Here is a 12,952-nt window from a genome sequence, read left to right on the forward strand (position 1 = left end):
GAGTCATCATTGTATCGGGTGAAATATAATGGAATCCCACCTTATCGGTGGGTAGGAAGGCATTTATTCTGACTAAAATGACGAGAGTATAAATACTTTGATAATACCTAACCAATAATTATGGATCGATTAAAAATAGAAAAGCTTACCAATAGGCTAAAGCACTTCCTATGGATAAGCCTGATGCTAGTACATATGCATCAACTTGCAGCTCAACAGACAAGCGTTAACGGAAAAGTGACTGATCAAGTAGGACAGGCACTGTCCGGTGTAAGTGTATCCGTTAAAGGGGCATCTTTGGCAACGATGACGGACGAAAAGGGCCGGTTTGCATTGAATGGCGTCCAAACAAACGCAACCTTAAAATTCACGTATGTAGGTTACAAAACACAAGAATTAGGCTTAAACGGGAGACATAACCTGTCAGTAACCCTGATAGCTGAAAGTACCGCTTTAGACGAGATTGTTGTTATAGGTTACGGAGCGGTGGCAAAAAGTGATCTCACCGGTTCTGTGTCTTCCGTAAAGGCAGAAGATTTGACAAAAGGTGTAAATGTTAATATGCAGCAAGCTTTACAGGGAAGAACGCCAGGCGTGCAGATCTACCAAAAAAGTGGCGAGCCTGGTGCAGCAATGAGTGTACAAATCCGTGGTATCACTTCCATCACCGGAAATAACGCTCCCTTATATGTGATTGACGGAATGCCCGTGAATGATGCCGCTGCTATTGGCGCAGCCGGTGTAGGAGGAGCGACGAACAATCCGAATAACCGTACACCACTAAACGCTCTTAACCCGGCAGACATCGCCTCGATCGAAATATTAAAGGACGCTTCTGCAACAGCTATCTATGGCTCACGTGGAGCTAATGGCGTCGTGTTAATTACCACCAAAAAGGGAAAAGCAGGGAAAATTGCGGTTACTTATGACGCGAGTTACGGACAACAGCAGGTTGCCAAAACACAACGCTATATGACTGCTGAAGAATATACCTCTGCCGTTAATGGCATCATTAAAGAAGGACAGTTGAACGGCAGCGTATATCAACCCGTAGAGGCGAGCACTTACAATACCAATTGGCAGGACCTCTTATTGAAAAACGCACCCATACAAAGTCATGATGTTTCTTTTAGTGGTGGAAATGAGCTTACCAAGTTTCACATTTCGGCAGGCTATTTTGATCAAGAAGGGGTAATGTTGAACTCATCTACCAAGCGTTATAATGCGCGAGTTAATCTGGAAACGGGTGTGGCATCGAAGTATAACGTAGGCATTAACCTCGCCACGGCCTATATCAAAGACCACTACAATGCAAACGGAACCGGATTAAATGATAATGCCAGTGCGCTTTATATGGCACAGAATTATGATCCAACAGTACCTCCTTACAATTCGGATGGGTCCTATTATCGTTCCCCTTTAATGGCGCCAATGGATAATCCGTTAGCCGTAATTAATGGGCAATATTCAGTAGGAGATACCTATCGTACCTTTGGAAACCTTTATGCTGAATATTTTATTCTTCCATCCTTATCAGCAAAGGCAAGATTAGGAGCCGATATCAATATTTCACAGCGTAATTTCTGGATTGATCCTTCTACTCTAACCGGCGCTTCCTATAATGGTTATGCTGATGCCCGTGATGGAAAACGAACTTATTATTTAGTGGAGGGTACGTTGAACTACAATAAAACTTTCGGAAAGCATAATTTGTCTGCAGTGGTCGGTTCAACTTACGAACGTTATACTTCTAGCTCACTCATCGCCAATTCACGGGATTTTGCTTTACCGGATTTAACCTATTTCGGTATCGGATCAGGAGATGCAATGCTGAATGGGGTGGGGAACGGAGCGCAGGAAAATATTTTATTGTCCTACCTCGGACGGGTAAACTACTCCTATGCCGGTAAATATTTGTTCACCGGATCGATACGTGCCGACGGCTCGGCTCGGTTCGGTCCGGAGCATCGCTTCGGGTATTTCCCTTCTGCGGCAATTGCTTGGAAAATGAAGCAAGAAGATTTTTTGAAGAACATGAACCTTATAGATGACTTGAAGTTTAGAGCTAGTTATGGCGCTACCGGCAACCAACCTAATGTAAATTACCTTTATTATTCAACCTATGCTGCAGGTAGAGTTGCCGTTTTTGATGGAGAGAAAGTAACCAGTATCGCCCCTACGAGAAGCTCAAATCCGTACTTAAGATGGGAATCTGCCCATCAGGTCGACATTGGGTTGGATTTTGCCTTTTTCAGTTCTAAACTTTCTGGAAGCATCGACTATTATAACCGAAAAACTTCCAACCTTCTGTATAACGTTCCTCAACCTTTAAGTTCAGGTTTCGCTGGTCGGACAGAAAATGTGGGTAGTATGCGCAATACAGGAATGGAGTTTTCGGTTAATGGTGTAATTGTTGAAAGCGAGGATTTAAAGGTAGATGCCAATTTTAATATTACAACGTTAAAAAATAGGGTGTTGAGCTTAGGAAATGTCGAACAATTTATCGGCTCAGGTCCTGGAAATATCGGTCAGTATAGCATATTAAAACCGGGAGAGTCAATGGGCTCGTTTTATGGTTACATCGTGGATGGCGTTTGGCAAGAAGGGGACGATTTTTCGTTAGCTCAACCGGGTGTTAGACCCGGTGATCTGAAATACAGGGACTTCGATAACAACAAAATCATCAATGCAGATGATCGCGTCATCTTAGGTAAATCGTTGCCAGACTTCTTTTATGGTTTTAACGCCAACATGCGCTACAAAAAACTAGCTTTATCTATTTTTTTAGAAGGCTCAAAAGGAGCTAAGATGCTCAATAGTAGTCTGGTAGATTCTTATTATGCCGTTGATTTTCGCCGTAATAAACTGGCTGAGCTATATCTTAACCGATGGACAGCAGCCAATCCAAGTAACGAGTATCCCTCTTTTATTCCGGGTGATGTACAGGGTGCCAGACAAATAACGAATAAAACCGTAGAAGACGCATCTTATCTACGTATACAATCCGTTCGCTTATCTTATCAGATCCCTTTACCTGAAAAACTATTTATTCGCAAGGCAACGGTATTTGTTAACGGACAGAACTTATACACGTTTACCAGCTATTCAGGAGTAGACCCTGCGGTTAATGCAATCGGAGATGATATCCTGCGGGTAGATTATAATTCATACCCACTTACAAGGACATTTACGGCGGGGATTAATGTGCAGTTTTAGTTTGGTAAAGTATGTAAATATATTTTTTATAGAAAAATTTATGCAGATGAAAAAAATCACTCAATATATTACATTGTTGCTTTTGGGAAGCCTTTCGTCCTGTAGCGATGTATTAGATGTAACGCCGAATTCTGAATTTGCACCAGGCAACGTGCTCACAACAGAAGCTGGTATCAAGTCACTTTTATTTTCCGCCTATGCGCAACAACAAACGCAGCAGAATTCGCGCTTTATTATTAACGATTCGGAGGTATGCACTGATATGGCTTTCAATTCGGGCGGAGCAGAAAACGGACAATTATTACACTTAATTAATTTTAGCTGGGAGCCTACTTTAGGTACTTTTGAAGGTGATATGTGGGCACCGAATTACCGCTGTATCCGCGACGCTAACGGAGTAATTGAAAATATAGAGGGAGTAAATGCTTCGGAAGAAAGTAAGAAATTGATTCTAGCGGAAGCGCGCGCACTGCGTGCACAGGCTTTTGCTATTTTATATAATTTCTTTGGGCCGGTACCTCTTCGCCTTTCCACTGAACAAACAGGTGATTTAGCAAGAGCAACTGAGGAAGAAATAAAAAACTTCATCGAATCAGAATTTCTTGCAGCGATCCCCGATCTACCGGATCCAGGACAGGAGGAAGCCTTTGGTCGCTTCAATAAAGGAAACGCAAGCGGTATTTTGGCAAAGTTTTACTTAAATACTAAGCAATGGCAAAAAGCGGCAGATGCTTGTAAAACCATTATTGATTTTAATTACTATAGCATCGGTCAATATGCCTTTAAAGATCTTTTTCGAGTAGAAAACGAAGGAATGAACAACCGCGAAATGCTATTAGTATTACCTTGTCGTAATGAAGTAGATTTCGGAAACTGGTTTATGGCCGGAGCCCTTCCGCCAAATTTTAAAAGCACAGCTCAACTTCCTGAGTTTGTTTACCAGGCATCTATGTCTAACTTCGCAACCCAATACCGTTTAAGGACTGCCTTTGTAAATAGTATGGCGGAAAACGACCAGCGGCGTGCGTTGATCTGCACCAGTTATGTAAATAATAACAACGTAACAGTAAATATACTCAATGACGATAATGCCCGAAGCTTTAAATATTGGGATAACAGCACCATCGGAAATAACAGCGGAAACGACGTGCCTGTATTGCGCTACGCAGATATTTTATTATCGCGCGCAGAAGCGTTGAATGAGCTATCCGGGCCCTCGGAAGAAACATTTACACTTATTAATCAGATACGCAAAAGAGCCGGTTTGCCCGATTTAACACTTACCGAAGCAGGAACAAAAGAACTTTTCAGAGAAGCTCTGTTTAAAGAGAGAGGCTGGGAATTTATCTCTGAAGGTAAAAGGAGGGAAGATTTAATCCGGCAAGGAACCTTCTTGTCGTCAGCAATAGCAAGGGGAGTGTCAGCTGCTTTAGCAACGCCAGATAAACTTCTATTCCCCATTCCACAATCCGAAATCCAAGCGAATAAACTTTGCGTACAGAACAAGGGGTATAATTAGAGATTTTATTAACACACTAAGACGGCTATGTTAACCAAACGGATAAAATTCATACTCCTTATATTATGTTTAAGCTATTGCATTGGTCACGCTCAAAACCGGAGCAAGCGTCAATCTTTCAGTGATCCTTGCGCACCCGTGGGAGATCCATTGCTTACAGTTCCTCCAACCGTAAAACCATTGTTAGACGTATGGATGCGTGATACTTATGTGATGCTCGGACCTGACGGGAATTATTATTTAACTGGAACAACCGCCTCCCCGGGGAGGCGGTTTGCCGGACAAGTGCATTGCTGGGACTATAATGATGGTCTATATTTATGGCGTTCACCAGACCTTAAGAACTGGGAATCAATGGGTAGAATTTGGTCGTTCGACGAGGATGCCGCTACCTGGCAGAGGGTTGGTAAACCCATCAAAAAGGGATCAGTATCCCTAAACGGCGATCCCCTTGATTCAATGTATCGAGCCGTATGGGCGCCTGAATTACACTATATAAAAAGCAAGAAGAAATGGTTGCTCATTGCCTGTTTAAATGGTAATCAGGGATCTTTCGTTTTAGAGAGTATCTCAGGAAAACCGGAAGGGCCTTATCGCAATATCAAAGGAAATGAACAGCATGCTATTTTCGATAACATTGACCTCAGCGCCTTCGAAGATGAGGACGGCGAGGTTTATCTCGTCGGTCATGATCATTATATCGCTCGTATGAAGAATGATCTGAGTGATATCGCGGAGCCTTTTAAGCAACTTAAAGAAACACCTTATGCTAAAGAACCTTATATCGAAGGCGTGTGGTTGACCAAGCATCATGGCAAATACCAGTTATTACAAACGGTATGGTCTGTACCGATTTCCAATGGTCGCTATACATATTTAAGAAAGGAAACACCCGGTGAACAATTACATAGCTATGATGTGGTCGTGGCAGAATCGGATTATATTTACGGACCTTACGGACCGCGATACCCCGCTATTTTGGAAGGAGGACATAATAATCTGTTTCAGGATAAAAGCGGCCATTGGTGGTCAACCATCTTTTTTAATCCACGCGGCGCTATGGGTAAGAAATTCTCCCAAACCTGCCGCCCCGCTCTTGTGCCTGTAAAGTGGGAAGACAATCGACTAAAGCCTGATATTAAAGCCGCAGCCGATTTCTATTCAACCGTTAATTCAGAGAAATGATGAACAGCAAGGATGCTTATTTGTTTCCTGCTAAAAGCAGGCTTGGTTTAAAGATAACCTGAAGAATATGAATTTTTACTATTAGGCATTGATTTTCATTCAAAGAAGATGATAAAAAATATCTTTTACACCCTTGTCATCCCGATTGTATTCAGCTCTTGCCAGCAAAAGAACACTTCGCCGTTAAAAAAGCCCAATATCATTATTATTTATGCAGACGATCTTGGCTATGGCGATTTAAGTTGCTATGGAGCAAGCGCAGTGCAAACAACCCATATAGATAGACTGGCAGCGGAAGGCTTACGTTTCACCAATGCCTATTCCGAGGCTTCAACCTGTACACCATCACGTTATGCGATGCTGACGGGAAGATATGCTTTTCGAAACGACGCGGCTATTTTACCCGGTGATGCACCTTTGATCATTGAACCCGATCGTGAAACCTTGGCGTCGATGTTGAAGAAGGCTGGCTATACTGCAGGCGTAGTTGGTAAGTGGCACTTAGGTTTGGGCACCGGAAGTCCGGATTGGAATGCGGACATAAAGCCTGGGCCCTTGGAGATAGGTTTTGATTATAGTTTTTTATTACCGGCCACGGCTGATCGTGTGCCTACGGTATATGTAGAAAATCGTCGTGTTGTTAATTTAGACCATCGAGATCCGATCCAGGTGGATTATAATAAAAAAATAGGAAAAGATCCCATTGGTCTCGAACATCCCAAAATGCTGAAGATGGCGGCTGACACCCAACACAGCGGAACTATTGTTAACGGAGTCAGCCGTATAGGTTATATGACGGGCGGGCATCAAGCTTATTGGAAAGATGAAGATTTTGCTGACGTATTTACAGATAAGGCGAAAGCGTTTATCCATCAACATCAGAATGAGCCCTTTTTTCTCTATTATGCACTGCCACATATTCATGTGCCACGTATGCCGAATAGTAAATACGTGGGCACTACCAACATGGGACCTAGGGGAGACCTCATTGTTGAAATGGATGCCATGGTGGGGGAGATTATGAAAACGCTGAAAGATTTAAATCTCGATAAAAACACACTCGTCATTTTCAGTAGCGATAATGGGCCGGTACTTGACGATGGTTATGGCGATCATGCAGAAGAATTGATTGGCAACCATAAGCCGGCCGGTATATACCGAGGAGGGAAGTACAGCGCCTTCGAAGGCGGATTGCGGATGCCGATGATTGTTCGTTGGCCAAATGAGATACAGCCCGGAATTAGCGATGCGGTCATTAATCAGATCGATTTTTTTGCTTCCTTGGCAAACCTTGCTGGAGTTAAAATCGATCGAGAGACAATCGCACCTGATAGCGAAAACTTACTTGATGCATTAACGGGAAAGTCAAAGGAAGGGCGTCGCGTTATGTTACAGGAATCGTTTACGATGGCTATTCGAGAGGAGAACTGGAAGTATATTGAACCGGTCTCCAAAAAAACGCCCGATTGGTTGGATAATAAAACGGTTGAAACGGGTCTGCAACAAGAGCCGCAGTTATATGATTTAAAGCACGATCCCCGGGAACAACGAAATTTAGCCGGCAAATATCCTGATAAAGTGGCTGAACTGGCTGGTAAGTTAAAAGAGATTATGGAAAAAAAGAATTAGCATCACGGCTGTTTTTGATTTATTCGCCGAATCAAAATAGCAGCAAGCACAATATAGGAACCAAAACAAGTGAAATGATAGAAGAAATCCCAACCAATAGGGCTGAATTCTTTTTTTCAGTTTCCAGAAAGGACGCGAAGACCACAAGGTTTGCAGCAATAGGAAAACTAGCAATCAGCCCCATTAATTTCGATTTATCATCGTCAAGTATTTGCATAAATTGTTTTTCAAGACATAACAACAGGACCAGAAGTACCGCGCCCGAGATGTAGCGCAAGCCTAATATTTTGGCAAAATTCCATAATCGTATCTGTTGGAAATTGATGTCCGCCAGCGTGAGGCCAATGATGAACATTCCGGAAGCCGAAACTGTCCAGCCTACCACATCGCCAATAAGTTCAGCCCTTTGAGATAAGTTCACGCTAAACAAGTTCAATAGCACCGCGATAATACAGGCATACAGAGCAGGTATACGAAAAACGTTTTTCGCAGCCTCTTTCACAGGAAGACCTTTCGTGCGCGATATCAGATAATAACCTATGGTGTCACCGTAAAATACATTGCCTACATACGCGCTGATAATTAATGGCATTTGTTCATTACCAAAAAGAGCCATTACAACCGGGATCCCAAACCATCCAATGTTATAGTAGGAAAAGCTACCTTTCAAAAGACTACCATTAAAATCTTTTGCTACAAAACGTTTACAGATAATAGCAGGTATATTCATTGCCAAGGCAAGAACAAAGATTATAGATCCAACCACAGCGCTTTCCGATAGCTCGGCCTGGAGCATATTTTCAATGATAAGTAAGGGAATTAAAAGGTATAAAAGAATTTTTGAAATCCATTTACTGCCCAACTGCCATCTTTTTTTAGCAAAGAACCCAATAAGAATGAAGCCGTAGAGAGGTAGTACCTTGTTAAGAAGTTCTTGCAATAACTCCATTATTGAAATTGACGAATGAGATCATCCGTCAGGAGATCTGCTTGTTCCACATTAAACCATAACGAATTTACATCCAATTGCAATCCCGTAAGTGGGTACCCAAGCGCGTAGAACGGCGTCCTTTCCTCTGATGAAAGGTCTTTGACCCGCAGCGTATTCAGATCCACTATCAGTCCACCGGCGCCATACTCTTGAATATACTTTTTGCTTAATAAAGCTTGTAACAACTTTTGATCTTCCATCTTATGAATGACGCTCGCCGGTCCGGAGGCATTGATGACAAAGTCCGCTTCGTAAGTATGGCCGTCCTCCGTCTTCAATACAAATTTATTTCCTTTCCATTTGATGTCCTCGCTATTGCCGATAACCTCCAACTGCTTTGATTTCAATAGGTTCATTATCTTAATGCCATTCTCCATGGGTACCGCATGCCGGTTAATGTCAAAATAGGGCTTTATCCATTTAACGAACAAATTTTTCTGATCAACGGGTAATAATTTCCATATAGCGTAAGTCTCTTCCCGTAAAGAATACAGAATATTTTGAAACAAACTGTCACCATTCATAGCTTGTCTTATGTCTTCTTCTAATAATTGAAGATGATTTTTATTGACTCGTTCTTCGGTCGCCCAGTCCAGCTTGCGTTCAAGATAACCTTCTACTTCACTCCGGAATAGGCGTATTAAATCCTTAACTCGCAATGACCGGCGATTCTCACGGATCAGGGTCTTGATAGTAGATAGCGTTAACACTTTTCGCTGAAATGGTTTTTCCGATGCCGATTGTACCCGCGGTAAAAGCCCTCTCAATGAAAAAAACGTAATCGGACCTTTATGCCCGTTTGCAACCAAAGTAATCAAAGCATCAATGGCTGTCAGACTACTACCCACAATACTTATCTTCGCATATTTATCCTGAATGGTTTGTATAATTCTTTTTGAGGGCCAGGGGGAACCGATATACCTTTCCAAGCCCTTTAGGTTCTCAAAAGTTGCCGCTTCGGGCGTGCCGGTCGCCAATATAACATAATCGACAAGGTAGCTATGATCGGAGGCCGATCTCAATATAACACGCTTATCTTTCTGCACTTCGGCATCAACGATTTCTACTTGCTGTTTACTCACCTCAATGCCCTTTTGCCGGGCTAGCTGCCAATACTCGTCCAGCATGGCCTGAACATACTTACCGTAAAGCATTCTCGGCGGGTAGGCATCGGGATGAGGACTTACTTGAGGGAATTCCTGCTCAATCCTGTCTTTATGATCATGCATCCATCGTACAAAATGCAATCGTTCTTGCGGAAACAATCCCATTAAACCAGCCTTTGTGTTTAATAAATGTCCTTCTTGTCCGGTTCCATAGGCCAAACCAGTGCCAAATTCACCTTTCTTTTCGAATAGTATAATCGAAAGTATCTTGGACGGCTTGGTTATTATATATTTTAATACAAGTTGTATAAAGCAGGTAACACCACTGGCACCCGATCCGACAATGGCAACTGTTATTTTAAGCTCATGATCCATATGACTTAATAAACGTCGTCCAATCCATATTGTTTAGCACTTCAAGGTAAGCCTTCGAATGCGTGTCGAACAACAGAGTTGGCAAGGGACAGCAACTAAAGACGTTTTTACCCAGCATAGATCATAACATAAACATCTTTGCCCGATACTTGTTGATTGAGTATCACGTTTATATCGAATGACCAAAGAAAAATTGTCCGTAAAAGAAAAGATGACGAAAGCCCGCGAATTAGAGCGTGAAGGAGATATGTCCGCCGCTGTCAAGATATATAAGAGCATCATACAAACCGATCCACTACACTCGGCAGCATACAATCGCCTGATGATTATCTATCGAAGACAGAAGCAATATCGGGATGAACTCGTTGTTATCAAGCAGGGCATTGATGCCTATGAAAAAGATCTATGGGATGATCAGATGGCTTGGAAGAAAGCGAATCGCCGCTCTGCTACCGTTAGCCGAAGCCTTGCTAAATCACTTGGCCTCTTGGATGACAAAGGAAGGCCTACCTATGAAGATCCGCATATTAACACTTGGAGAAAAAGAGAAGCGGTGGCTCGCAGAAAACTCGACACCGAAAAAAAAAAAGCGAAGTGAATAGACTTATTACCGAATAAAATGATTGTAACTTATACCGATAGGGGATTCGAAATTGTACTCCAAAGGCATCACGGGCGATTAGCAGCGGCCATTTTAAATCAGCTTAAATGGTTAGAAGCAGATCCTTTCAAACTGGATGTGCTGTTTGCGACGGGAATACACGACGACACCTATAATGAATTCGAGGTTGAAGGGATTATCAACCGGTTTAAAGGGCCAAAAGATTTCAAAATGGAGTCCTTCAACCTTCAACGTTGTGAGGCTTTATTGAAGAAAGGTCTTACCCGAAGTCTATACGTTGCGCTCTTGTTATCTTTTCATATTCAATTCTTGTATGCAACTGAATCCGATGAATCGGCGCAATATTGTAAAAGTTTACAACCGTTGCAGCACAAATGGATGGCGGAGCTTGGGATCGATAGGAATACAGTACAAGCCCATTATGCGATTTTGCAATGGTGCGATGCGCTATCACTGATCCTTTGCCAAGATCAGATTCCCCCCGAAGGGAGAAAGTTGGAAGTCAGTCAGGGTCCGGAAGCCCGCAGTTATTATGTTTTTGACAAAAGCGGTAGTATATTAAGTGTTGATCCCTGGCCTTTTACGGATAACGAATTTGAGCTTACCCTTGAGTACAGAATCCTTCCTCGTCTCGAATATCAAAATGATGCTGTCTTTAAAGAGTCACTTTGGGAGAGCACCGTTCACTTTAGAAAGATTAATTTTGCTAAAATCTAACGAGCGTATTTTTGTAAAGGAAATGTCTCGTTTAACAAAGCGAGCTTGCGGTAGCAAGCAGTATTTGAGTATATTTGGCAGTAACGAAAATAATTGAGATCGTTTTTACTATAGTTACTTATGAAAAAAATAGGATTTTTATCCTTCGGGCACTGGTCTAATCATCCGGCATATAGCACTCGCACAGCTAGTGACACCCTGCTTCAATCCATCGATCTGTCTGTAGCTGCGGAAGAGATTGGCCTGGATGGAGCCTATTTCCGTGTGCATCATTTTGCTGCTCAATTAGCATCCCCCTTTCCATTGCTATCAGCCATTGGTGCTAAAACAAAAAAAATAGAGATCGGCACCGGTGTAATCGATATGCGTTACGAAAACCCATTGTATATGGTGGAAGATGCGGGTGCTGCCGACCTTATTTCAGGTGGCCGGTTGCAATTGGGAATCAGTAGGGGGTCGCCGGAACAAGTAATCGACGGCTGGCGCTATTTCGGTTATGAATTGATGGAAGGAGAAACTGATGCGGATATGGGACGCCGTAAAGCGCTGGAATTTTTGAAAAGGCTAGACGGTGTCGGTTTTGCACAACCCAATCCATATCCTATGTTTCCGAACCCACCGGGACTGTTACGCTTGGAACCACATGCTAAAGGTTTACGAGAGCGGATCTGGTGGGGCGCTGCATCCAACAGTACAGCCGTTTGGGCCGCCGAAAATGGTATGAACCTGCAAAGCTCTACCTTGAAATACGACGAAAGTGGGAAACCCTTTCATGTTCAGCAAGCAGAACAGATTCGGTTGTACAAAGAAGCTTGGAAAAAGGCGGGTCACCAACGTGAACCAAGGGTGTCTGTTAGCCGATCAATATTTGCCTTAATGAACGATCAAGATCGCTACTACTTCGGACAGGAAGTTAGTCGTGACGATAAAATTGGAATGATTGAAAAAGATAAACGTGCAATTTTCGGGCGAAGTTATGCAGCCGAACCTGATAAACTCATCAAGGAATTGGAGCAGGACGAAGCTATCCAAGAAGCGGATACACTTCTTCTAACGATACCCAATACCCTGGGAGTGGATTATAATGTACATCTCTTGTCCGCGATATTGGAACATGTAGCGCCGGAATTGGGATGGCGCTAAGTCAGATGCCCAATACCCATCCCACGTCAAAAGCATCGGTTATTTCGATTAATTTTTGATCGTCAGGATCGGGTATAATCCGGTCCTTTTTATTTGCTAACAATTTTTTTATCAGCGCTTTTCTTTCATAAACGTTGGTGCAATGTAGAAAAATAGATATATAATTTCCAATGGTCCTTCCTTCGTTGTGTACCAAGTCGGAGCCGTAAATAATGATGTTGTCGGAAACGAGCGATCCTACAACTACCGGTATTTCTGTATATCCTTGTAATTCTTTTTCAAAGGTTTCAAATTGTAATCTGCCACCAAAGCAGGTTTGATAAAAAGTGAGGGCCTTTCTGCAATTACCCGAAAAGGTAATGAAAATGGCCGACACTAATTTGCCAGTAGCAAATTCCTGAAACACCTTCTCGGGGCTTGCCTTCGTTAGCTTACGTTGCGAAATCATA

10 protein-coding genes are annotated in these 12,952 nt (G+C 42.6%); 7 read left to right on the top strand and 3 right to left on the bottom strand.

Going from position 1 to position 12,952, the window contains the following annotated elements; all coding sequences use genetic code 11:
- Positions 1 to 120: 120 nt before the first annotated feature.
- From M1D52_RS06865 to M1D52_RS06880, 4 genes are all read left to right on the top strand, one after another.
- Complete coding sequence (locus M1D52_RS06865; RefSeq protein ID WP_013668252.1) at positions 121 to 3,216, top strand: SusC/RagA family TonB-linked outer membrane protein; 3,096 nt, start codon at positions 121 to 123, stop codon at positions 3,214 to 3,216.
- Positions 3,217 to 3,262: 46 nt separating this feature from the next.
- Positions 3,263 to 4,735, top strand: a complete 1,473-nt coding sequence (locus tag M1D52_RS06870) for a RagB/SusD family nutrient uptake outer membrane protein (protein WP_437391927.1) — start codon at positions 3,263 to 3,265, stop codon at positions 4,733 to 4,735.
- 27 nt (positions 4,736 to 4,762) lie between these two features.
- Entirely contained in the window at positions 4,763 to 5,920 is a 1,158-nt protein-coding gene (locus M1D52_RS06875) for a family 43 glycosylhydrolase (RefSeq protein ID WP_437391929.1), read from the top strand.
- 108 nt (positions 5,921 to 6,028) lie between these two features.
- The gene (locus tag M1D52_RS06880; protein ID WP_437391931.1) at positions 6,029 to 7,549 is read left to right on the top strand and encodes a sulfatase family protein; all 1,521 of its coding nucleotides are present in this window, start codon (positions 6,029 to 6,031) and stop codon (positions 7,547 to 7,549) included.
- A 31-nt stretch (positions 7,550 to 7,580) separates the two neighbouring features.
- On the opposite strand, the gene M1D52_RS06885 is transcribed toward M1D52_RS06880, so the two are convergent.
- The gene (locus tag M1D52_RS06885; RefSeq protein WP_437391933.1) at positions 7,581 to 8,498 is read right to left on the bottom strand and encodes an AEC family transporter; all 918 of its coding nucleotides are present in this window, start codon (positions 8,496 to 8,498) and stop codon (positions 7,581 to 7,583) included.
- The gene (locus M1D52_RS06890) at positions 8,498 to 10,021 is read right to left on the bottom strand and encodes an FAD/NAD(P)-binding protein (protein WP_437391935.1); all 1,524 of its coding nucleotides are present in this window, start codon (positions 10,019 to 10,021) and stop codon (positions 8,498 to 8,500) included. Before M1D52_RS06890 ends, M1D52_RS06885 begins: the two co-directional genes overlap by 1 nt.
- 178 nt (positions 10,022 to 10,199) lie before the next feature.
- On the opposite strand from M1D52_RS06890, the gene M1D52_RS06895 reads away from it, so the two are divergent.
- The 3 genes from M1D52_RS06895 (at position 10,200) to M1D52_RS06905 (ending at position 12,503) form a co-directional block, all read left to right on the top strand.
- On the top strand, positions 10,200 to 10,619 hold the full coding sequence (locus tag M1D52_RS06895) for a tetratricopeptide repeat protein (protein WP_437391937.1): 420 nt from the start codon (positions 10,200 to 10,202) through the stop codon (positions 10,617 to 10,619).
- A gap of 21 nt (positions 10,620 to 10,640) precedes the next feature.
- Positions 10,641 to 11,360, top strand: coding sequence for a DUF3891 family protein (locus M1D52_RS06900; protein WP_013668245.1), 720 nt, complete (start codon positions 10,641 to 10,643; stop codon positions 11,358 to 11,360).
- 120 nt (positions 11,361 to 11,480) lie between these two features.
- Positions 11,481 to 12,503, top strand: a complete 1,023-nt coding sequence (locus M1D52_RS06905) for an LLM class flavin-dependent oxidoreductase (RefSeq protein WP_437391938.1) — start codon at positions 11,481 to 11,483, stop codon at positions 12,501 to 12,503.
- Position 12,504: 1 nt separating this feature from the next.
- Here the strand turns inward: M1D52_RS06905 and M1D52_RS06910 are convergent, their stop codons facing one another.
- Positions 12,505 to 12,951 (bottom strand): glyoxalase, encoded by a 447-nt coding sequence (locus tag M1D52_RS06910; protein ID WP_013668243.1) that lies wholly within the window; start codon positions 12,949 to 12,951, stop codon positions 12,505 to 12,507.
- Position 12,952: the final 1 nt, after the last annotated feature.

Source organism: Olivibacter sp. SA151 (genome assembly GCF_054130995.1).